The sequence below is a fragment of the uncultured Veillonella sp. genome (assembly GCF_915069625.1).
Lineage (GTDB): Bacteria > Bacillota > Negativicutes > Veillonellales > Veillonellaceae > Veillonella.
The window spans coordinates 1-24,014 of sequence record NZ_CAJZFD010000007.1 but is presented as its reverse complement, the minus strand read 5'-3'; the positions used below and the strand labels follow the sequence as shown (position 1 = coordinate 24,014).

Annotated in this window: 21 protein-coding genes and 1 pseudogene; 21 read left to right on the top strand and 1 reads right to left on the bottom strand. The window is 37.4% G+C overall.

The features are described from left to right. A pseudogene (locus QZ548_RS00890) lies at nucleotides 1-548 on the top strand (hypothetical protein); the annotation flags it as partial. Nucleotides 549-697: 149 nt separating this feature from the next. Beyond that, complete coding sequence (locus QZ548_RS00885; RefSeq protein ID WP_119207399.1) at nucleotides 698-1,720, top strand: branched-chain amino acid aminotransferase; 1,023 nt, start codon at nucleotides 698-700, stop codon at nucleotides 1,718-1,720. Nucleotides 1,721-1,872: 152 nt separating this feature from the next. Here the strand turns inward: QZ548_RS00885 and QZ548_RS00880 are convergent, their stop codons facing one another. Next, entirely contained in the window at nucleotides 1,873-2,265 is a 393-nt protein-coding gene (locus QZ548_RS00880; protein ID WP_119207397.1) for a thioesterase family protein, read from the bottom strand. Nucleotides 2,266-2,592: 327 nt separating this feature from the next. On the opposite strand from QZ548_RS00880, the gene QZ548_RS00875 reads away from it, so the two are divergent. The 19 genes from QZ548_RS00875 to QZ548_RS00785 all read left to right on the top strand — a co-directional run. After that, complete coding sequence (locus QZ548_RS00875) at nucleotides 2,593-3,330, top strand: TVP38/TMEM64 family protein (RefSeq protein WP_119206697.1); 738 nt, start codon at nucleotides 2,593-2,595, stop codon at nucleotides 3,328-3,330. A 52-nt stretch (nucleotides 3,331-3,382) separates the two neighbouring features. Further along, complete coding sequence (locus tag QZ548_RS00870) at nucleotides 3,383-4,576, top strand: PLP-dependent aminotransferase family protein (RefSeq protein ID WP_295867395.1); 1,194 nt, start codon at nucleotides 3,383-3,385, stop codon at nucleotides 4,574-4,576. 123 nt (nucleotides 4,577-4,699) lie between these two features. After that, on the top strand, nucleotides 4,700-5,533 hold the full coding sequence (locus tag QZ548_RS00865) for an Mrp/NBP35 family ATP-binding protein (protein WP_295867393.1): 834 nt from the start codon (nucleotides 4,700-4,702) through the stop codon (nucleotides 5,531-5,533). Nucleotides 5,534-5,626: 93 nt separating this feature from the next. Then, nucleotides 5,627-7,027 carry an anion permease gene (locus QZ548_RS00860; RefSeq protein WP_105094253.1) on the top strand — a complete coding sequence of 467 codons (1,401 nt, stop codon included), beginning with the start codon at nucleotides 5,627-5,629 and terminating at the stop codon, nucleotides 7,025-7,027. A gap of 234 nt (nucleotides 7,028-7,261) precedes the next feature. Next, nucleotides 7,262-8,608 carry a M18 family aminopeptidase gene (locus tag QZ548_RS00855; RefSeq protein ID WP_295867390.1) on the top strand — a complete coding sequence of 449 codons (1,347 nt, stop codon included), beginning with the start codon at nucleotides 7,262-7,264 and terminating at the stop codon, nucleotides 8,606-8,608. Between the two features lie 285 nt (nucleotides 8,609-8,893). Next, nucleotides 8,894-12,340: a pyruvate carboxylase gene (locus QZ548_RS00850; protein WP_295867386.1), complete on the top strand. Its 3,447-nt coding sequence runs from the start codon at nucleotides 8,894-8,896 to the stop codon at nucleotides 12,338-12,340. Nucleotides 12,341-12,537: 197 nt separating this feature from the next. Continuing rightward, complete coding sequence (nrdR, locus tag QZ548_RS00845; RefSeq protein WP_105081086.1) at nucleotides 12,538-13,014, top strand: transcriptional regulator NrdR; 477 nt, start codon at nucleotides 12,538-12,540, stop codon at nucleotides 13,012-13,014. Nucleotides 13,015-13,039: 25 nt separating this feature from the next. Continuing rightward, nucleotides 13,040-13,966: a dipeptidase gene (locus QZ548_RS00840; RefSeq protein ID WP_295867383.1), complete on the top strand. Its 927-nt coding sequence runs from the start codon at nucleotides 13,040-13,042 to the stop codon at nucleotides 13,964-13,966. Then, nucleotides 13,966-14,535, top strand: coding sequence for a D-sedoheptulose 7-phosphate isomerase (gene gmhA / locus QZ548_RS00835; RefSeq protein ID WP_295867380.1), 570 nt, complete (start codon nucleotides 13,966-13,968; stop codon nucleotides 14,533-14,535). The genes QZ548_RS00840 and gmhA overlap by 1 nt, the downstream gene beginning before the upstream one ends. A gap of 96 nt (nucleotides 14,536-14,631) precedes the next feature. After that, entirely contained in the window at nucleotides 14,632-16,110 is a 1,479-nt protein-coding gene (gene rfaE1, locus QZ548_RS00830; RefSeq protein ID WP_295867377.1) for a D-glycero-beta-D-manno-heptose-7-phosphate kinase, read from the top strand. Continuing rightward, a complete protein-coding gene (rfaD, locus tag QZ548_RS00825; protein ID WP_105085490.1) occupies nucleotides 16,107-17,072 on the top strand; it encodes an ADP-glyceromanno-heptose 6-epimerase in 966 nt (321 codons plus the stop codon). The genes rfaE1 and rfaD overlap by 4 nt, the downstream gene beginning before the upstream one ends. Continuing rightward, nucleotides 17,072-17,566 carry an HAD family hydrolase gene (locus QZ548_RS00820; protein WP_295867375.1) on the top strand — a complete coding sequence of 165 codons (495 nt, stop codon included), beginning with the start codon at nucleotides 17,072-17,074 and terminating at the stop codon, nucleotides 17,564-17,566. The genes rfaD and QZ548_RS00820 overlap by 1 nt, the downstream gene beginning before the upstream one ends. A gap of 95 nt (nucleotides 17,567-17,661) precedes the next feature. Then, entirely contained in the window at nucleotides 17,662-18,681 is a 1,020-nt protein-coding gene (locus QZ548_RS00815; protein ID WP_295867373.1) for a glycosyltransferase family 9 protein, read from the top strand. After that, a complete protein-coding gene (locus QZ548_RS00810; protein ID WP_295867371.1) occupies nucleotides 18,681-19,721 on the top strand; it encodes a glycosyltransferase family 9 protein in 1,041 nt (346 codons plus the stop codon). The genes QZ548_RS00815 and QZ548_RS00810 overlap by 1 nt, the downstream gene beginning before the upstream one ends. 6 nt (nucleotides 19,722-19,727) lie before the next feature. Continuing rightward, nucleotides 19,728-20,711, top strand: coding sequence for an exonuclease domain-containing protein (locus QZ548_RS00805; protein WP_367113065.1), 984 nt, complete (start codon nucleotides 19,728-19,730; stop codon nucleotides 20,709-20,711). Between the two features lie 70 nt (nucleotides 20,712-20,781). Next, nucleotides 20,782-22,173 (top strand): aminopeptidase, encoded by a 1,392-nt coding sequence (locus QZ548_RS00800; protein ID WP_295867366.1) that lies wholly within the window; start codon nucleotides 20,782-20,784, stop codon nucleotides 22,171-22,173. 50 nt (nucleotides 22,174-22,223) lie between these two features. Further along, a complete protein-coding gene (locus QZ548_RS00795) occupies nucleotides 22,224-22,601 on the top strand; it encodes a hypothetical protein (protein ID WP_295867363.1) in 378 nt (125 codons plus the stop codon). Between the two features lie 131 nt (nucleotides 22,602-22,732). Continuing rightward, nucleotides 22,733-23,710, top strand: coding sequence for an ABC transporter substrate-binding protein (locus QZ548_RS00790; protein WP_119209000.1), 978 nt, complete (start codon nucleotides 22,733-22,735; stop codon nucleotides 23,708-23,710). A 24-nt stretch (nucleotides 23,711-23,734) separates the two neighbouring features. After that, nucleotides 23,735-24,014 (top strand): ABC transporter substrate binding protein (locus QZ548_RS00785; protein ID WP_295867358.1); only part of this gene is annotated, 280 nt, incomplete at its 3' end.

Sequence of the window (24,014 nt, the reverse complement as noted above, 5' to 3'; positions counted from 1 at the left end):
TGAAGCAAGATATTGACTTTCACATTGGCGAAACGCTATATAGTCTAGACTCCTTTAGTCTTAGTGAAAGTCATGACCTTGATAGAGATCCTGCTCGTGGTGGTATAGTAACAGTACGTATTAAATGGGCGCATAAAGAAGATACATTGTTTATAGGGAATGTAACTGATCAGTATGTGCCCACTTGGTATAAAAATCTAATTAGTTTTATACGTGCTCATACAAGAGACAAATCTTTACAAGAGTTTTTACAATCAAATCATACATCTGATAGAAGGATTTATACGTATTGTTCAGTATATATTTTTAAGATAAACCAGGAATTTTATTATCGTACTGATAGAAATGATATATATGAAGGGGATATTGTAAAAGTTCCGTTTGGATCCGATAATGCGGTTCGTACTGGTCGTGTAGAATCTATTTCATATCATACGCGTTATGATGTACCTTATGATTTGAATCGTACTAAGTTTATTATAGAAAAAGATGTAGAAATTATTTATGATACAAATCTTTATAGATTTGATGATATGTGTGACAAATAAGGCATTAAAATAAGTAGTATTCTATATTTTGTACGTAAGTGTACCTAACTTATTACATGTCTAATTTAGGGTCTCTATAGAATATGTTGAAATAACTTGCTCATAGTGTTAAGATTATAAGTATATTAATAAGCATGGAGGTTATTGTTATGAGCAAGAATATCGATTGGGATAATCTCGGTTTTGGTTATGTAGAAACCGACTACCGTTATTTGACTACATATAAAGATGGTAAATGGGACGAAGGCGGTTTAATTACTGATGCTAACGTTGTCCTTAATGAATGTGCTGGTGTATTCCAATACGCTCAAACTGTCTTTGAAGGTTTAAAAGCATACTACACAAAAGATGGTCACATCGTATGCTTCCGTCCAGATTTAAATGCAGAACGTTTGAATCAATCTTGTGAACGCCTTGTAATGCCTACATTACCTGAAGGTCGTTTTATCGAAGCTGTAAAAGAAGTTGTAAAAGCAAATAAAGACTTTGTTCCTCCATATGGTCATGGTGCAAGCCTTTATATTCGCCCTTACATGATGGGTACAAACTCTGTTATCGGTGTAAAACCTGCTGATGAATATCAATTCCGTGTGTTTACAACTCCAGTAGGTCCTTACTTCAAAGGTGGCGCTAAACCAATCAAAATTCGTATCACTGATTTTGATCGTGCAGCTCCTCATGGTACTGGTCATATTAAAGCTGGTTTGAACTATGCTATGAGTTTGTATGCTATCACTGATGCTCATAACAAAGGCTATGCAGAAAATATGTATCTTGATGCGGGTACTCGTACACATGTTGAAGAAACTGGTGGTGCAAACTTTATCTTCATCACTAAAGATGGTAAATTAGTTACACCTAAATCTGATAGTATCTTGCCATCCATCACACGTCGTTCTTTGATGTATGTAGCAGAACACTATCTTGGTATGACTGTAGAACATCGTCCTGTTCATAAAGATGAATTAAAAGACTTTGCAGAAATCGGTCTTTGTGGTACAGCGGCAGTTATTTCTCCAGTAGGTCAAATCGATACTCCAGAAGGCACTATTAATGTTCCTGCTGGCATGGATGATATGGGCCCTATCACTAAAAAATTATATGACACATTACTTGGCATTCAACATGGCGAAATTGAAGCTCCTGAAGGCTGGGTAGTTAAAATTTGCTAATCCTTTAGTAGATTATATAATTTAACATGTAAATAGAAATGGCATCTATCATTTGATAGATGCCGTTTTTGTTTGTATTTTATTATTTTAATAAAGTAAGATATTAGCAATAAATCTATTAGTTATAAAGCTATTGGTAAAATAGTAAACTATTAGTTAGATTTTGCTCTACTAGCCACTTTAGCCATGAATTTTTCGTTATTAATAACAAATCGTTCATGGGTTCCTCGCCCAATGATACCAACGCCATCAGATGCTTCGATATCAAAGGTGATTTTACGTCCTTCTACAGCGCTAACTGTAGCTTTAGCCGTTACCGTTGCACCAAGTGGAGTAGGGGCTTCATGAGTAATGGATAGAGCGATACCTACAGTACCTTCACCTTCTTCTAAATATGGTTGTACTGCTACTTGTGCTGCTTCTTCCATTAATGCACACATAGCTGGTGTGGCAAAGACCTCTAAAGAACCAGACTTCATTGTTTTTGCAATATTAGATTCTGTAACTGTTACAGTTGCCGTAGCTGTTTGACCTGCTGATACCATAATATACCTTCTTTCATTAAGAAAATTCTCGTTATAATAGTATTATACATCTTTCTATAATTTTTATGCTAATGTAATGATACATATTTATAGATACTATCAGTTAAAAATAATTACTTTTAACTGGTAGTATCTATAAAAGTAGCCCAAATAAGTTCTAATAATATTTTTAACTGGTAGTAATCGAAAAAATGGAATATATAGGTTTATTATAGAATATAGACAGATAGTTAATTAGAATAGAATTAAAGAAGGGGGAACTATATATAACAGTTCTATAGAATCCGTGATATAATGGAACTAGTTTTTTTATAAAACGAGGTATATATGAGTACAAGAAAATTAAAGCCTTCTGGTGAAGGTTGGGTACAGTTAATAGCAGGCATTGGTTTTGTCATTCTATTAATTGCCATCAATATAGTAGACCCTACATTTTATCCAACTATGTGGCATTTAGCGACGAGTGGATCTATGGATGAAATAGCAGAGTATATCCAAGGCTTTGGTCCTATGGCCATGGTCGTAAGTATGCTTCTCGATATTTTTGTTAATGCTGTTGGTTTCTTACCATCTATCTTTATATCTACAGCAAATGGATTAGTATTCGGTATGTGGCCAGGCATAATTATTTCTTGGCTTGCAGAAACAATTGGTGTAGTCATTAGCTTTTACATTATGCGTTACTTCTTGCGTGATACGGCGGATAAGCTTATTGCTAAGAGTACGGTATTGATGAAAGTAGATGATTTCTCCGGTAAAAATGGTTTTGTGGTTATGTTATTTGCACGATCCTTACCATACTTCCCATCTGGTGTTATTACGGCACTAGGTGCTATTAGTAAAATTAAACCGAGAGACTATATCTTAGCAAATTTAATTGGTAAATTCCCATCTACAGCTCTTGAAGTTGCTATCGGTACAGATATTGTAAATTTCCAAGAGAATATGGGGCGATTAGGAATTATTGTTCTTGTTGCAGGTGTTGTATACTTCATACTTTGGAAAGTGTATAAGAACTATATTAATAAGAAGAATGCGGAACAAGAACATGATCCTAATGCGTAATTTTTTAACGTAGTAATATTTTTAACTTAGTATATATGAAAGAGGCGATAGTATGAGTTTTTCTCTTCCTGAACGTGTCACTTTAAAAGGTCCAAATTTTATTCGCGAAGTATTTGAACGTGGTGTTGGCGTAGAAGGTTTTATCAGCTTTGGTATTGGCAATCCAGCACCAGAAGCGATTCCTGTAGAAATCATTGAAAAGGCATTCGATGTAGTGGTTCACTCTAATCCAATGAGTTTATTACAATATGGCCCAATGCAAGGCGATGCACGTTTAGCGGAATTAACATTAGATCGTCTTGTAAATGCACATAAGATGAATCCAGAAGGTCAAGGTCTTATTATCTCTAATGGTGCAGGTCAACTTTTAGGCCTAGTGCCAATTACTGTATTGGAACCTGGCGACGAAGTATATATGGATGAATTTACTTTCACAAGTGCCATCAATTCTGTACGCAACATGGGAGGTAAAGCATTAGGTATTAAGACTGATGAGTACGGCATGATTCCTAGTGAATTAGAAAAAGCCGCTCAGTCTGGTAAGGGTAAATATATTTATCTAATTCCTAATTTCCAAAATCCTACAGGTATTACAATGCCATTGGAACGCCGTAAAGAAATTTACGCTATTGCGTCTAAATATGATTTGTTTATCTATGAAGATGATCCATACGGTGAGATTCGCTTTGCTGGTGAGTACATTCCAACATTTAAATCCTTTGATACAGAAAATCGTGTTCTCTATGCAGGTTCGTATTCAAAGACATTATCTGCTGGTTTGCGTGTAGGTTTCTTATTTGGCCCAGCTAAAGTTATTGAAGCTATTCAAGCATTAAAAAATAATACGGCAGGGCAAATGCCATTAGTTACGCAAAAAGTGGTAGCTAAAGTGCTCGATACAATCGATTACGACGCACATTTAGAAAATGTACGTAAAGTTTATAAAACAAAATGTGGTGCCTTGTTAAATGCTTTTAACAAGTATGCAAGCTCTAAGGTTAAGTTAACACAGCCTACTGGTGGTATGTTCGCATGGATGACGATGCCTGAGGATGTAAATTGTGATAAATTCTTCGAAGCATGTATGGACAGAAATATAGGGATTATTAAGTGTGGTGCCTTTGCAGCTGATGGAGCAGGGGAAGGACATGCATTCCGTTTGAGCTATACGGTACCAACAGTAGAAGAAATTACAAAGGGCATGGAAATTCTTGGAGCTTTAACTAAAGAATTCTGTGGTGAGTAATATATTGATAAAGTTTGATATGACATGATACAATGTAACAGTAGATACATTGTATCTACCATATAGAAAAAAAGTTTTACATATAGATGTGAGGTAGTTCCTCAAAGAAAGTAGGTGTTTACTATGGGTTGCGGTAGCAGCAGTGATTGTGGCGGATGCCCATCTCAATCTTCTGGTTGCGGTGGCGGCGCTCCTCAACAACCTCAAGATCTTACAGCTCCATTACACGAGCTTAGTTCTGTTAAACATGTAATCGGCGTAGTATCTGGTAAAGGTGGCGTAGGTAAATCCTCCGTTACAAGCTTAATGGCTATTACTATGGCGCGTAAAGGTTACAAAGTTGGTATTCTCGATGCGGATATTACAGGTCCTTCAATTCCTAAAATGTTTGGCATCAAGGAAAAAGCATATGCTGACGAAATTGGTATGTATCCAGTAAAATCTAAAGGCGGGATTGACGTTATGTCTGTTAACCTCCTTTTAGAAAACGATACAGATCCTGTTTTATGGCGTGGTCCTATTTTGGGTAATGTGGTAAAACAATTCTATAGTGATGTTATTTGGAAAGACATCGATTATTTATTCGTTGATATGCCTCCAGGAACAGGTGACGTAGCAATTACTGTATATCAATCCTTAAAATTGGATGGTATTATCATTGTTACATCTCCTCAAGACTTGGTATCCATGATTGTTGAAAAAGCAGTTAAGATGGCTGATTTAATGCAAGTGCCTATTATTGGTGTAGTGGAAAACTACTCTTACTTCCATTGCCCAGATAACGGTAAGGATTACCAAATCTTTGGTGAAAGCCACATTGAAGAAATCCTTCAAAAATACGGTCTATTATTGTTAAACCGTTTACCAATTGATCCAACAATTGCAAATCTTTGCGACCAAGGTGATATTGAGTCTATCGACAAAACAAATTTAGAGGATGTATCTTTGCCTGAGTAGGATATATATGACGATGAAAGCTGTGCATAGTTTTAGATGTACAGCTTTTTTCATACAAAGTTTAATTTTTTTTCCTATGTAGGAGGTATGTGTATGAAAAAACTGTTAAATTGGATTATTCCAGCGGTCTTTGGTATAGGCCTATGGTTTATTCCAACGCCTGAGGGTTTAACACCTCAATCTTGGCATTTATTCGCCATCTTTGTTGCTACTATCGTAGGCTTTATTACTCAGCCATTACCGATTGGTGGCGTATCTATCATTGTAATTACTGTGGCGGCTTTGACTGGTACTTTGAAAATCGGCGAAGCTATCTCTGGTTTTGCTAACTCTGCTATTTGGCTAATCGTAGGTGCGTTCTTATTCTCTCGTGGCTTTATTAAAACTGGTTTGGGGAAACGTATTGCGTATAATTTGATTGCTGCTTTTGGTAGTAGCTCCTTACGTTTGGCTTATGCATTAGCATTATCTGATTTAATTTTGGCTCCAGCAACTCCATCTAATACAGCTCGTGTAGGTGGTGTTATCATGCCAATTACTACAAGCTTGGCAAAAGCGTTCGGTTCTGAACCTCAAGATGGTCCTCGTAAAATTGGTTCCTTCTTGATGCAATCTATTTATCAAGTTAATACAATTACATCTGCTATGTTCCAAACATCCATGGCTGGTAACACATTGGTTGCAGCATTGGCGCTTCAATCTTTTGGTATTGGTATCACATGGGGGGATTGGGCTATGGCTGCCATCGTGCCAGGTATTATTGCATTGATCATTATGCCGTACTTTATTTACAAAGTATATCCACCTGAAATTACAGATGCTCGCGAAGCACAACAAATGATTAAAGAAGAGTTAAAAGGCCTTGGTAAAATGTCTTTCCAAGAATGGGTTATGCTAGGCGTATTTGTTTTGGCTTTAGTTTTATGGGCTACTTCTCAATTTACTAAAATTGATGCTACAACTGTTGCATTCTTAGGTATTTCTATTTTGCTTGCTACAAGTGTTCTTGTATGGGACGATGTTAAAAGTGAAAAAGGTGCTTGGGATACATTAGTTTGGATGGGTACATTGATGGGCTTTGCCGGTTTCTTGTCCAAATTGGGCTTCATCAAATGGGCAACAGTACTTGTAGGCGGTTATATTCCAGAAGGATCTTGGATTATTGCCTTCGTTATAGCTGTACTTATTAATACATATTCCCACTATGTATTCGCATCTTTAACTGCACATATTTCTGCAATGTTTGTAGCATTCTCTGCAATTGCTATCTCTGCAGGTGCACCACCAATGTTGACTTTGTTGATGATTGCATTCACATCTAACTTGTGTATGTCTTTGACTCACTATGCTGCAGGTCCATCTCCTGTAATCTTCAATACTGGTTATGTTCCTCAAAATACTTGGTGGAAACTAGGTTTCTTCGCATCCGTAATCAACTTAATTATCTTTATGGGCCTTGGTTCCGTATGGATGAAAGCAATCGGTATGTGGTAAGACTAGATACTCAGAATTTTATATACTTGTAATACATTAAAAACTATATATGTCATAGTTTGATTATAGTGTGGTTACAAAATATACGAAAAGCCGTCCCCTTTGGGGCGGTTTTTTTGTGATAAAATAAGAGTAGTTAATATATTATTAATGTATATGTTGTAAAATTATACGTAAATGAACTATTCATGGTGAATATACGAATAGCATCATTATTTTACATAGGAGGAATCTATGAAATTTGATAATGAACAGTTATTGAAATATATTGGTGCTTGTACATCTCCGTATCATACAGTAGATACAAGTTTACAAATGTTATTGGATTCAGGTTTCACAGAACTTAATTTAGATGATGAGTGGCAATTAGACTCTGGTTCTTATGTAGTTAATGTGTTTGGTACTACTTTGTTTGCCTTTCATATAGGAAAGAAACCAGAACACACATTACGTATTGCTTCAGCGCATACGGACTTTCCTGCAATTCGGGTTAAACCAAATCCTATTACATCCGTAAAAGGTTATACCAAGTTAAATGTGGAAATGTACGGTGGACTCATTGAAAATACATGGCTTGATCGTCCTTTAGGGGCTGCGGGTACTGTGGTATTAAAAGGTGATAATGCTTTTGATGTAGACTCTGTATTAGTTGATACAAAACGTCCTATTGCAATCGTTCCAAACTTAGCTATACATATGAATCGTTCCGTTAATGATGGTGTTAAATTGAATCGCCAAAAGGAAATGCTTCCTATATTAATGATGGATCGTAAGGATAAGGCGAATTCTTGCAAATCTTTAAATGATCGGAACAATCCAAGCCTATTCCCAGAATCTGATATTCAATACGATGAGTGGACTACGTTCTTGGCTGATGAAGTCAACTGTGATCCATCTGAAATATTATCTTATGAAATGACATTATACCCAACAGAACAAGGCTGTGTATTAGGGACTGAAGGCGATTTTATAAGTGCGCCTCGTTTAGATAATTTAACATCTTGCTTTGGTGTACTTTCAGGGATTATTCAGGCTCGTAAGGCTAATGCTGATGGTGTACGTTGTGCTATTCTCTTTGATAATGAAGAGGTAGGGAGTCGTACTAAACAGGGCGGAGCAGGGATGCTTTTACCAAACCTTATTAAACGAGTATATGATGCATTAGGATATTCTAATCAAGAGATGGATAGTTTCATTTCAAAAGGATTCATGATTTCCTCCGATGTAGCACATGGTTTGCATCCAAATTATCCTGAAAAAAATGATATCACTAATATTCCTACACTTAATAAAGGGGTGGCTCTTAAAATAGCATGTAGTCAATCTTATGCAGGTGATGCAAGAGCAATTGCTATAGTTAAGGGACTTTGTGAAGAAGCAGGTGCAAATTACCAAATTTATGTAAATCGTTCTGATATACCTGGTGGATCTACAGTTGGGTCTATTTCATCTGCTATGTTGCCGATGAGAACAATGGATGTGGGGTTACCATTATTGGCAATGCATTCTGCACGGGAGTTAATGGGGGCCAATGACCAAGAACAACTCAATCGATTAATGAATTATTTCTTAGGTGATTAATAACGTAGAATATAGAATTAGTTCGATGTGCATCGATAAAAGACATATGAGTTTTTGTCATGTACAGCAACTAATGTATTTTATGATTTCGTAATTAATATAATCCTTTAAATATGTGGAAAATATTGTATAATAGTTATATGTAATTATGAATATAATGCTCATCATAAAAAATGATGAGATATCCAAATATATTGTTTTGACTATAAGTATAGGGAATATTCATATATTAATAAAATTGAAAGCTGATAGTTCACAATTGTGGAAGCTAGTAGGAGGCAATACATGAGAAAAATTAAATCCGTATTGGTTGCCAACCGTGGTGAGATCGCAATCCGCGTGTTCCGTGCATGTAATGAAATGGGCATTAAAACTGTAGCCATTTACTCCAAAGAGGATACATTATCCTTGCACCGTAACCAAGCTGACGAAGCCTATCTCGTAGGGGAAGGTAAAAAACCTGTTGAAGCATATCTTGATATTGAAGATATTATCCGTATTGCAAAAGAACATGATATTGATGCTATCCATCCAGGTTATGGTTTCTTGTCTGAAAACGAAGAGTTCGCTCGTCGTTGCGGTGAAGAAGGTATCATCTTTATCGGACCTCATGTAGAACATTTAAATATGTTCGGCGATAAGGTTAATGCTCGTGCACAAGCTAAATTGGCAGATATCCCAATGATTCCAGGTTCTGATGGGGCATTGCGTGATTTTGAACAATTAGAAGAATTTGCAAATACTCATGGTTTCCCATTGATGATCAAAGCCGTAAATGGCGGCGGCGGCCGTGGTATGCGTGAGGTTCATCGTAAAGAAGATCTTCGTGATGCATATGATCGTGCTAAATCTGAAGCGAAAGCTGCCTTTGGCGATGATGATGTATATGTAGAAAAACTTATTGTTGAACCTAAACATATTGAAGTACAAATCTTAGGTGATGAACATGGTAATGTAGTTCATTTACATGAACGTGATTGCTCTGTACAACGTCGTCACCAAAAGGTTGTTGAAATGGCTCCAGCTTTTGCATTGCCATTGGAAACTCGTAAAGCCGTATGTGATGCAGCTGTAAAAATCATGAAAAATGTTGGCTACGTTAATGCGGGTACTGTAGAATTCTTGGTAACTGCTGATGGTTCCTTCTATTTCATCGAAGTTAACCCTCGTATCCAAGTAGAACATACTGTAACAGAAATGATTACAGATATTGATATCGTTCATTCTCAAATCCGTATTGCTGAAGGTTATGACTTACATAGCCCAGAAGTAGGTATTCCAGCACAAGATGAAGTTCCTTGTAAAGGTACTGCAATCCAATGTCGTATCACTACAGAAGACCCTAAAAATAACTTCATGCCTGATACAGGTAAAATCTTGGCATATCGTAGCTCCGGTGGCTTTGGTATCCGCTTAGACTCTGGTAATGCTTTCACTGGTGCCGTAGTAACACCTTACTATGATTCCTTGCTTGTAAAAGCGACTGCATTCGGTCCTAACAACGAAGAAACTATTCGTAAAATGCTTCGTTGTTTAAAAGAATTCCGTATTCGTGGCGTTAAAACTAATATTCACTTCTTGATTAACGTTCTTGAAAATCCTGAATTCCAAAGCGGTAACTACACTGTTAACTTCATTGAAGACCATCCAGAATTGTTTGAATTAAAACCAGACCGCGATCGTGGTACTAAATTATTACGTTACATTGCTGACGTAACAATCAATGGCTACTCTGGTGCAGGTCCTCAAGTGGTACCTGATTTTGAACCAATTCAAATGCCATCTGATTTAGATGTATCTCCAGCAGCTGGTACAAAACAAAAATTTGATGAATTAGGACCAGAAGGCTTCAGTAAATGGTTATCTGATCAAAAACAAGTATTCTTTACAGATACAACATGGCGTGATGCTCACCAATCCTTATTTGCTACACGTTTACGTACCATTGATATGGCACGCGTAGCTGGTCGTGCTGCAAAAGGTGTTCCTAACTTATTCTCCTTGGAATGTTGGGGCGGTGCTACATTCGACGTATCCTATCGTTTCTTACATGAAGATCCATGGGAACGCTTACGTATGTTCCGTCGCGAAGTGCCTAATACATTACTTCAAATGCTTATTCGTGGTGCTAATGCTGTAGGTTACACATCTTATCCAGATAATGTAGTTCGTCAATTTATCCAACGTGCTGCTGCTAATGGCATTGATGTATTCCGTGTATTCGATAGCTTAAATAGCCTTGATAATATGCATGTAGCTATTGATGAAGTTCGTGCACAAAACAAAATTGCTGAAGTAGCATTGTGCTATACAGGCGATATTCTTGATAGCAACCGTCCTAAATACAATTTAGACTACTATGTAAATATGGCTAAAGAGCTTGAAAAAGCGGGTGCTAATATTATTGCCATCAAAGATATGGCTGGTTTATTGAAACCTCAAGCTGCTTATAATCTTGTATCTGCCTTAAAAGATGCTGTTACTGTACCGATTCATTTACATACACATGAAGGTTCTGGCAATGCTATCTATTCCTATGGTCGCGCTGTAGATGCTGGTGTAGACGTTATCGACTTAGCATACTCTGCATTTGCTAATGGTACATCTCAACCTAGCATGAACTCCATGTACTATGCATTGAGTGGACATGACCGTCAACCTGAAATGAACATTGATTACATGGAAGAAATGTCGCATTACTTTGGCAGCATTCGTCCTTACTACAAAGGTGTAGATAAAGCAGAAGCATATCCTAACACTGAAGTATATCAACATGAAATGCCAGGTGGTCAATATTCTAACTTGCAACAACAAGCTAAGATGGTAGGCCTTGGTGATCGTTGGTCTGATATTAAGAAAATGTACCATCAAGTAAACATGATGTTTGGTGATATCATCAAAGTAACGCCTTCCTCTAAAGTTGTAGGTGATATGACATTGTACATGGTACAAAATAACTTGACTGAAAAAGATATTTACGAAAAGGGAGATGTATTAGACTTCCCTCAATCCGTAGTTGAATTCTTTGAAGGTCGACTTGGCACTCCATACCAAGGATTCCCTGAAGAGTTACAAAAAATTATCTTGAAAGGTGCAAAACCAATCACAGTTCGTCCAGGTGCAGTATTGCCTCCAACAGACTTTGAACATGTTCGCCATGAATTGAGTGAAATGGGTGCTCAAACAACTGATGAAGATATCAGTGCATACTGCTTGTACCCTAAGGTTTACCAAGATTACAATAAATTTAAAAAAGACTTTGGTAATGTATCTGTACTTGATACTCCAACATTCTTCTTCGGTATGAAACGGGGCGAAGAAATTCAAGTAACTATCGAAAAAGGTAAAACACTTATCATCAAAATGAACGGCTTATCTGAACCAGATGAAGATGGTAACCGTATCGTATTGTTCGAGTTCAATGGTCAACCTCGTGGTATTAAAGTTCATGATAAACATGCTAAGACTACTGGCGTTGTTCGTCGTAAAGCGGATGAATCTAACCCTGGTGAAATTGGTGCTACATTGTCTGGTTCCGTTGTTAAGATTCTCGTTAAAAATGGTCAATCTGTAGCTAAAGGTGAGCCATTGATCGTTACAGAAGCGATGAAGATGGAAACTACAATTACTGCTCCTATCGATGGTATCGTAGAAGAAATCCTAGTTCGTGAAGGTAGCCGCATTGAATCTGGCGACTGCTTGCTTCGCGTTGAAGATGCTCCTAAACGATAGTTAGAATAGTAGATAAAATTAAAAATATTATTTCTAAAGTATTTCATAACATAAAATGCTCTAGAATAATGAAGAATCCCTAGGAAATCCTAGGGATTCTTTGTATTTTAAAGGCTTTCATGGTACTATATATAGTAGAGAAAATGGGCGTATTATGCACTATTTTAGAGTGATTATTAAAAAAGGAGTAGTAACAGATGAGATGTCCTTATTGCCAACACACAGACACGAAGGTAACAGACTCTAGAACGACTGATGAAGGTAATAGTATTCGCCGTCGCCGCGAATGTATCAATTGTGGCCGTCGCTTTACTACCTATGAAATTATAGAAGAAGTACCACTTATGGTATTAAAGAAAAACGGACGTCGTGAATTATTTGATCGCGGTAAATTATTAAATGGTTTATTGCGTTCTTGTGATAAACGTACCGTACCAATGTCTGTGATGGAACAAGTAGTGAATGATGTAGAGCGCGATATTCGTAATGAAATCAATCAAGAGGTAACTACTGATCGTATAGGTGAACTTGTATTGCAACAATTAAAAGATATCGACCAAGTTGCATATGTTCGATTTGCCAGCGTATATCGTAAGTTTGATAACATTGATAGCTTTATGGAAGAACTGAAAGCATTAAAAAAACTAGATGCTAAAAAACCAAAACGTAGTTAATTACTAATACTATATGTGAGGCTTTATGATAGATTTACACTGCGATACGATAATGAAATTAATAGATCATCCTGATTGTGGAGATTTGTATCGTAATACTTGGAAAATCGATATAGAAAAATTACAAAAAGCTCACAGCAAGGTGCAAGATTTCGCACTTTTTATTAATCTTGGTGAGACAAACGATCCTTATAGTCGTTATGAAGCGATGCGTAATTTATGTACATCACAAATTCATCACTATGGAGAGCACATACAACATGTGCTCTCTTATCAAGATGTAGAGTCTGTGTATAAATCTGGCAAGATTGGAGCTCTTATGTCTATTGAAGAGGGCGGCGTACTAGGCGGCGATTTAGATAAACTAAAGCAAGCTTATCAAGATGGGGTTCGACTTATTACGCTTACTTGGAATTATCCAAATGGACTAGGTGAGCCACATTGTGGTGAGCAGCATAAAAAATTAACATCAAAAGGCGTTGAATTTGTAGAGGCTATGCAAGATTTAGGGATAATCGTCGATTGTTCTCATCTAAATGATGCTGGTACTGAGCAACTAGGAGATATTTTAGATGTACCATTTATAGCATCACACTCCAATGCACGTGAAGTTACAGCCCATACTAGAAATCTACCAGATAATTTGATTAAGCTTATTGCTAATAAGGGTGGTGTTATAGGCCTTAACTTTGCTCAATCTTTTCTAGGCACATCACCAATAAGCCGGATTGAAGATATTGTAAAGCATGGCTTATATCTCATCAATAAAGGCGGGGAGAATGTTGTGGCATTAGGAACCGATTTTGATGGTATTAAGCCGGATACAGAAATTAAAGACACTTCTGAAATGTATCGATTATACGATGCATTTAAAGAAGCTGGTTTATCTGTGGAACAATGTGAAAAATTATTCTGGAAAAATGCAGATAGACTGTTAAAGGAGATTTTATAATGACTGATTTAAATCCAATCATTGCAGATCGTTTTACTGAGCATTTGGAAGTCTTTGGTAAGACAATGGAGCATATGGATACCATTCAAGAGATTGCCTATCGCTGTAAGGCGGCTTTAGAGAATGGCAATAAAATTTTGTTCTGTGGTAATGGTGGTTCTGCTGCTGATTCTCAACATTTAGCAGCTGAATTGATTTGTCGCTTTAAAAAGGAACGACGCTCTCTTGCTGGTGTTGCATTGACTACTGATACATCTGCATTAACAGCTATTGCAAATGACTATGATTTTGAATCTGTTTTTGCACGTCAAGTAGAGGGCTTAGGCCGTACAGGAGACGTTCTCATTGGAATTTCTACATCTGGGAACTCCAAGAATGTTGTAAAAGCTGCAGAAATGGCCCGTTCTATCGGCATGCACACCATAGCTTTCACAGGTGAAGGCGGTGGAAAACTAGCTGAATTATGTGATATTACATTAGCTATTCCAAGCAATGTGACAGCTCGCATTCAAGAAATGCATATTCTAGCAGGTCATATAATGTGCGAAATCATTGAAGAAGATTATTAACTATTACGGTCATATTTATAAATAGATACATGTTTGAAACCCTGTTTTTTAGATAACTCGTTATACATGTATATTGTGGTAAGGAATAGGTGGATTATGATAAATGCTACCATTAATCAATTTTTGACAAAACAACTACCCAATCTAAAGATTGCCGTTATAGGTGATGTGATGGTAGATCGTTATGTTTTTGGTGATGTAAGTCGTATTTCTCCGGAAGCACCGGTTCCTGTAAACCGCGTGGCAAAGATGAAAGAAGTGCTTGGTGGCGCTGGTAATGTTGCGTCAAACTTATCAAATTTAGATTGCACAGTATATCTTGGTGCTATTGCTGGTAATGATGACCATGGTCGTTTATTACAACAATTGCTAAAGGCTGATAAGATTGATACAACAGGTTTATTAACGAGTGATGATCGTTCTACCATTACTAAAATGCGTATCTTAGGGGATCGCCAACAGATGATGCGCCTTGATTTTGAAACGATTACAGATTTAACAAGTGAGGAAGAGGAACGACTGTCTGCTTGGCTAGAAAATCTATGTAAGACTGGTATTAATGGTATTGTTGTATCTGACTATGGCAAAGGCGTTTGTACACCAACATTGCTTAAAAAAATCTTTAGTTTAGCTAAGGAGTATGGCGTACAAACCATTGTTGATCCTAAAGGTTCAGACTGGTCTAAATATAATGGTGCAACCTGCATTACACCGAATGTAAAAGAACTAGGTGAATGTGTAGGTCATAAGTTAGCTAACGATGATGCAACCATCGTAGAGGCAGCTAAGTCAGTACTGGCTAATGTTGATTTAGAATATATTGTGGCTACACGGTCTGCAAAAGGGATTACTGTTATTGCAAAGGATGGACGCACATGGCATAATCCGGCAACACAACAAGAGGTATTCGATGTAAGTGGTGCAGGCGATACGGTTGTATCTATGATGATGACATGCCTTGCTAGCGGTCTATCTATGCGTTTGGCATTACATATCGCAAATGGTGCTGCTGGCATTGTCGTATCTAAGGTGGGCACATATCCAATCCACCGATCTGAACTATTGGATTTATGGCATTCTTTTAAGCATAGTGTTCAATCTAAACCTTTATACACAAAAGAAGAGATGAAGCAGCTTATTGCACAATGGCAAAACAAAGGTGAAACTGTTGTGTTTACTAATGGTTGTTTTGATATTCTTCATCGCGGACATATTACGTATTTACAAGAGGCGGCTCAGTTAGGGGATCATTTAATTATTGGATTAAATTCCGATGATTCTGTTAGACGCCTAAAAGGGGAAACGCGTCCCATCGTACGTGAAGAGGATAGAGCAGCATTATTAAGCGCATTGCGTTGTATCGATGGTGTGGTGTTATTCGAAGAGGATACACCAGCTGAACTATTAGCTTATTTACGTCCTAATACGCTTGTTAAGGGCGGCGATTATAAAATAGAAGACATTATTGGGCGTGAGTCCGTAGATCATGTAGAGGTGCTTTCATTTAAAGAAGGTTATTCTACATCAGATATTGTAGGGAAAATAGCTACTATGGCTAAGGAGGGTAAATTATGATTATCGTAACAGGCGGTGCTGGTTTTATTGGCAGTAATATTGTGAAAGCGTTAAATGACCGCGGTCGTACAGATATTCTTATTGTTGATGACCTTACAGATGGTCGTAAAATCCGAAATATTCAAAATCTAGAATTCTTGGATTATATCGATTGTGAAGATTTTGATTGTGCTATTGCTGATGGTACATTTGATGTAGGTCCTATTGAAGTCGTATTCCACGAAGGCGCTTGTGCAGACACAATGGAATATAACGGCAAATACATGATGAAGAACAACTATGAAGGTTCTAAAAATCTATTCCATTATTGCCAAGACCGTCGTATTCCATTCATCTATGCATCCTCTGCATCTACTTATGGCAATGGTACTAATGGTTTCGTAGAAAAACCAGAAGCTGAAGAAGCCCTCAATCCATATGCGTACTCTAAATTGTTATTCGACCGTTATGTGCGTAAATATGAAGGTGAGTATACAGCGCAAGTTGTAGGCTTACGCTACTTCAATGTATATGGGCCTAATGAAGCTCATAAAGATAAAATGGCTTCCTTAGTTCGCCAAATGTTCTACAAAAATAAAGAAACTGGTATTATCAATCTATTTGAAGGCACAGATGGCTACGAAGATGGTGGTCAAACACGTGACTTTATCTATGTTAAAGACGTAGTTAATGTAAACTTCTACTTCTGGGAGCATCCAGAAATTTCTGGTACTTTCAACTGTGGTACAGGTAATGCTCATAGCTTTAACCAATTTATGCAAGCTGTTATCGACTACAACGGTAAAGGCAAAATTGAATACATTCCATTCCCAGAGGTATTAAAAGGCAAATACCAAAGCTTTACAGAGGCTGATACTACTAAATTGTTGGCTGCTGGTTATGATAAAGGGTTCCATAAAATGGAAGATGCTGTTAAAGAATATTGTGAATTACTCGATAATAACGAAGGGTATTTACGTTAATGCGCAAGGTATTATTTTTAGATCGCGATGGTGTTATCAATAAAGATGTTAGCTATTTATATAAAATTAGCGATTTAGAATGGGTGGATGGAGCTAAAGAAGCACTAGCTTATGCGTATAGCAAGGGCTATGATCTCATTGTAGTAACAAATCAAAGTGGTGTAGCTAGAGGTTATTATAAGGAATCTGATGTTCAGATTTTACATGATCACATGGCTCATGAACTAGATCGTAGTGGGGCACCAATTTTACATTTTTATTATTGCCCTCACCATAAAGAAGGATCTGTGCTTCTTTATGCTGTCGATTGTGAATGTAGGAAGCCTAAGCCTGGTATGATCAAGCAAGCCATTAAGGATTATGATGTGGATACGACAGAGAGTTTCCTTATTGGCGATAGTCAACGTGATGTTGATGCAGCTGAAGCGGCTGGTGTAAAAGGATATCTATTTACAGGTACTAATCTTTTAGATTTTATGAAAACTATCATTTAATCTACTAATCTGGTATTGCGTTTGTATTCGCTTTATTTTTAAATCTAATGTAAAGCTATTATAAGGTTGTTTTGCTGTTGTATTTGGGAGGCTATATGAAAGACTACAAGAATATTCTCATCATAAAGATGAGCTCATTAGGCGATGTAATTCATGCATTGCCTACCTTGTATACTGTGCGTAAAAATTGGCCTAATGCTCGTATTACATGGGCCATTCATGAGCAATTCGCTAGCCTCTTACCAGGTACACCTTGGGTTGATGATGTGATTATTATCGACAAGAAACAACTCAAAAAGCCTGCTTACTTATATCAATTGCGTAAGGATTTACATAGTCGTCATTTTGATATGACCTTGGACCTTCAATGTATAGCTAAAAGTGCCATTGTATCCTTATTATCTGGAGCTCCAGAAAAATATGGATATTGGGAACTTCGTGAAGGCAGTAATTTAGTCAATAAAGCACTCGTTGGTGAACATAAATATGATCATGTCATCGAACGCTATCTCGATACGGTACGTGCCCTTGGGGGCGATGTAGAAGGCGTAGAGTTTCCTATGCCTGCTTATGTTGAGGCGGAGAAGTCCGTTAAGCATAAGTTACAATCTCATGGTGTAGAAGATGAATATGTAGTAGTTGTACCAGGGGCTCGTTGGATTGTTAAGGAGTGGCCACTTCTTAACTTTGGCGAGCTATGTATCCGCTTATGTGAATCTGGTAAAAAAGTAGTTATTGCTGGTGCTCCAGATGATGCAGATAAAGGAGCTTTCATAGAAAACTATGTAAAAAATAAAAATCTCATCAACCTAGTGGGATCTACATCCATGCCAGAGCTAATTGAGTTGATTCGACACTGTGAAATTTTCATCAGTGCTGATACGGGTCCCTTGCATATTGCTAATGCTCTGAAGCGACCATTGATTGCCATGTTTGGTACTACGTCTCCTAAGCGGACGGGTCCATATGGTGGTAGTCATGTACATCTCATTATTTCACCTACATCAAAGGCTACACCTGAGCAACCTCTGGTAGATGATCCGGATTGTATGGCTCAAATCCCTGTAGATGCAGTATGGTCTGTGTATGAACAAGTACTTGGAAAGGAACTATAATGGAACTAGATTATAAGCGCATTGTGGTCACCTTTCTTATGCACTTAGGTGATGTTATTTTAACGACTCCATTCCTAGAGGTGTTACGTAAAGCTGCTCCACATAGCCATATTACATATGTAATAGATGAAAAACTGCAACAAGTGATGCAATATAATCCAAATATTGATGAACTTATCGTTGTAGATAAAAAGGGGCGTCATAATAGTATTTCTGGGCTCAATGAGATTGCACGTGAGATTAATGCAAAGGGTAAACCTGATATCGTTATCAATTTACATCCTAATGAACGTACTTCCTATTTAGCCTGGAAGATTCATGCGCCCATTACAACTGGTATGAGTCATTTTTTGTTTAGACCATTTATGACAAAGTATACCCGTCTAGACCGTAAAACTCGGCACGCTGCAGATATGTACATCAATGTACTAGAACAATTAGGTGTAACGGATATTTCTAACTCTGGCTTACATATTGAAACTTGTGAAGCATGGCGCCGTGAGGCTCAAGATTTCTATGCTAGTCATGGTTTAACAGATAGTGATACGCTCATCGGTTTTAATATTGGTAGTGCTGTTTCTGAGAAGCGCTGGCCTGCTGAACGATTTGCCCATGTAGCCGATCATTTCGGTCGTTTAGGGTATAAGACGGTATTCTTTGGGGGCCCTATGGATCTCGAAATGGTGCAACCTGTAGTAGAACAAATGGAAACGAAACCGATTGTGGCTACTGGAAAATTCCAGTTAGGACCATTGGCGGCGGCTATGAGCCGCTGTAATCTATTGATTACAAATGACTCTGGTCCAATGCATGTGGCCATCAGTCAAAAGGTGCCAATCGTGGCGCTTTATGGACCATCAAACCCATTCTTTTATGGTCCGTACCAAGCTCATGCTATCGTTCTTGAAACGATGAATTCCTATGAGATTGGTAAAAGCATGAAGAAGATTATTAAAGAAGGAAATTACAAAGGGTTATCTGTAATTTCTGAAGAACAGGTTATTAAAGCGGCGGAAACGTTGCTTTCAGAATCGAAATAAAAGCCTATGAATTATATAGTATTTGATTTGGAGTGGAATCAACCGTATAGCAATGACATTAGCTTTATGAAGCGTACTAAAATGCCATTGACTGGTGAAATCATTCAAATTGGAGCGGTAAAACTGAATGACAAGATGGACATCGTAGATCATTTTACGATGTTCATCAAACCTCAATACTTGCCACGGATGCATAAGCATGTACGAGAGCTGACGGGAATAACCTCTAGAGAACTGAATCATGGGGTGCCCTTTAAGACGGCTATGCAGCACTTTCAAAACTGGTGTGGTGATGAATATATGTTACTGTCTTGGGGTTCTGATGATATTCTTATTTTAAGAGAAAATCTTATGCTCCATAAGATGAAAGCCTTATCCTATGATCAATGGGTAGATGCACAAATGATCTATGCCTATCAGCGATATGGTACAAATCAGCAGTATTCTGTGGCACATGCTATGGAAGACCTCAATATATCGACGGAGCATTTGTCTGCTCACAACGCTTTGCATGATGCCGTATTCACGGCTCATATATGTCAGAAGCTAGATATTCCACAAGGAATTTTGCATTATGACCAAATTCGCAAGGAAAGTAGCAATCCTTTTTTATATCCACCGATTTTAACATTTTTTATGTATGAAAACTTCCCTGAGAAGAAGCGTATCGTTCACGATAGACGTGTACGTTTATCCTTCTGCCCCTATTGTCAGACTCGTTTAGAAATGACTAGGCCAGAACGATTACAAGGTGACAAGCATCTCGCTATTGGGGTTTGCCCGAAACATGGCGATTTTGCAGTACAACTTAAAGTTGGAAAATATACGATTAAGTCCGGTAGTACTAAATTCTACGTTACAAAGGTATTAACCCATTGTACGGACGAAATTCGTTCTCTATATACTCAGAAGTCTGAAATTAATCGAGAGAAAGAGCGAAAGTATTTGGAATTTCGCCGGGCGGAACTTGAAAAGGACCGCCAAAAATAATGTTATTAATTCCTGTTCACATCTATAGTTTCTTAATTATTAGCTTGTGAGCATTTAGAAAGGATAGATTATGGAACGCAAATATGCATGGCATAATTACGACGATGCCACTATGGAAAAGGTATATGCCTTAAGTGATACATATCGTCAATTTTTAGATAATGGTAAAACAGAACGGGAATGCGTAGTGCAGGCCGTAGAATTTGCAGAGGCGAAGGGCTATGTAAATCTGAACGATATCATTAAAAATAATACGCCAATTAAGGCAGGGGATAAGATTTATTACACACATATGGATAAATCCATTGCTTTATTTAATATTGGTACTGATGATATTGAATTAGGTATGAATATCTTAGGTGCTCATATCGATTCTCCACGCATCGATGTAAAGCAAAATCCACAATACGAAGATAGCAACCTTTTATTCTGGGATACGCACTATTACGGTGGCATTAAAAAATATCACTGGGTAGCTATGCCTCTTGCTATTCATGGTGTTGTGGTAAAAACAGATGGAACTCGTATCAATATTAATATTGGCGATAAAGAAAGTGATCCTGTATTCTGTATTACAGACTTGTTGCCTCATTTAGGGCAGGAACAAATGCAAAAGAATGCAGCTAAGGTAATTGAAGGGGAAGCTCTTGATTTACTTATCGGCAGCCGTCCAGTAAAAGATGAGGAAAAAGAAGGAGTTTCTAAATTTATTAATAATCTTCTTGAAAAAGAGTATGGCTTTGTTGAGCGTGACTTGTTATCTGCAGAGCTTGAAATTGTACCAGCAGGTAAGGCACGCGATATGGGCTTTGACCGCTCTATGGTTATGGCCTATGGTCAAGATGATCGTGTATGTGCATACACATCCTTAGTAGCTATGCTTGAAGTAGACAATGTTAAACGCACTACTTGTTGTCTGCTTGTAGATAAAGAGGAAATTGGTTCTGTTGGTGCTACAGGTATGCAATCTCGTTTCTTTGAAAATGCAGTAGCTGAAATTCTAACACTCATGGGTAAACCAAATTCTGTTAGTGTTCGTCGTACATTAGAAAAATCTCGTATGTTATCTTCTGATGTTAGCGCTGGCTATGATCCACTTTATGCATCTGCGTATGAAAAGAAAAATGCTTCTTACCTTGGTATGGGGGTAGTATTCAATAAATTTACTGGCTCTCGTGGTAAAGCTGGCTCTAATGATGCCAATGCTGAGTACATGGGCTTCATTCGTCGTGTTATGGAATCTAACAATGTAACATACCAAACAGCTGAACTTGGTAAAGTCGACCTTGGCGGTGGTGGTACCATTGCGTATATCATGGCCTTATATGGTATGAATGTTATTGACTGTGGCGTGGCTGTGCTTAGCATGCATGCTCCTTGGGAGATTACATCTAAGGCGGATATTTATGAAGCAAAACAATGCTATGTGGCATTTTTAAATGCAGCTGATGAATCAATCTAAATTAATGGGGCTTTCACCAATGGTGAAAGTCCATTCTATGTGAGGTATATATGAATCAAACGGAATTAGGCGCAGCCATAGAGGCAGCGAAGGGAGAGGCAACAGAGGTTAAGACTGTAAAGGTTGATATCTTTGATATTCCTGAAACAAAGGCTGAAGAATATGTTGCTAATCGTGAAGAAGTAGCAGAAGCTGCAGCACAGGTCATGAAACCATACTGTGTAACGGTAAAGCGTGAAACTTTAGATCCTGATGAAGGGGAAGCTGTAGTTGGTTATTATGTAACGGGTGAAATTTTAATGTGTGTCATTCTCGATCCATTTGAAGTACCTGTTATGAAGGTAGCACTTGATAAGGGGACTCTTAAAGACTACATTTTAGCAGCTAATGATTTAACAGAAGACATGTTAGCATCTCTCAAAAAATAAGAGGATTTCATATCTTAATGTGTTCTATAAATGGACAAATGTAAAATACTTTAATCTGCTACATTGATGTAGTAAAGAAATTTGTTTATAATAGATGTATTATAGTCATTGCAGATAGGAAGGAAATCCCCATGAATTTAAAAAAAGGTATTGCCCTAGCGCTCACGGCGGCAGCATTGATGGCATTCACAGGCTGTGGATCAAATGGAACAACATCTAATGGTGAATATAAGGTTGGCGTAGTACAACTGGTTGAACATCCTGCACTTGATGCAGCAAACAAAGGTTTTGTTGATGCTTTAAAAGAAAAAGGCTTAGCAGATAAAATTACCTTTGACCAACAAAATGCACAAGCTGATCAATCTAATTTGAACAGTATTGCACAGCGTTTTGTATCTGACCGTAAAAACTTAATCTTAGCGATTGCAACACCTGCAGCTCAATCTATGGCGAATGCAACTCATGATATCCCAATCTTGGGTACTGCTATTACTGATTACGAAGCAGCAAAACTTGTTAAATCTAATGAAAAACCAGGTGGTAATGTATCTGGTACATCTGATATGAACCCAGTAGAACAACAAGTTGATTTAATTTTACAAGTATTGCCGAACGCAAAAACTATCGGTACTATTTATAGCTCTAGTGAAGTAAATTCTCAAATTCAAGTTGAAAAAATGAAAGCTTATGCAGCTACAAAAGGTGTTAAGGTTGAAGAGGTTACAGTTTCTAATGTAAACGATATTCAACAAGCAGCACAAAATCTTGTTTCCCAACATGTAGATGCAATTTATGTGCCAACAGATAATGTAGTAGCTTCTGCTATGAGTAATCTCGTAGCGATTACCGACCCAGCAAAAATTCCTGTATTTGGCGGTGAAGACAACCACGTAAAAGGTGGTGCTGTTATGTCCTTGTCCGTAGATTACTACAAACTTGGATACCAAACAGGTTTAATGGCAGCTAAAATTTTAACTGGTGAAGCTAAAGTTGAAGATATGCCTATTGAAATGCAAAAAGAATTTAAATTAGTTGTAAGTAAAGATAAATTACAAAAATTGGGCATCACATTACCAGAAGAATTGATGAACAAAGCAACTATGATTTAATAAACAATTGGTAAGGAGTTACATATGAACTGGAAAAAAGGTATTGCAGTAGCACTTAGTGCTATTTCTATTATGGCAATTGTGGCAGGTTGCGGTTCTAATACAGCAACTAATGAGCAAAAGAAAATTGGTGTTATTCAATTGGTAGAACATCCATCTCTTGATGCTGCGAATAAAGGTTTTGTTGATGGCCTTGCATCTAAAGGCTATAAAGATGGGGAAAACATCAAATTAGACCAACAAAATGCTCAAGCTGACCAATCTAATTTGAATAGTATTGCTCAACGTTTTGTATCTGATAAAA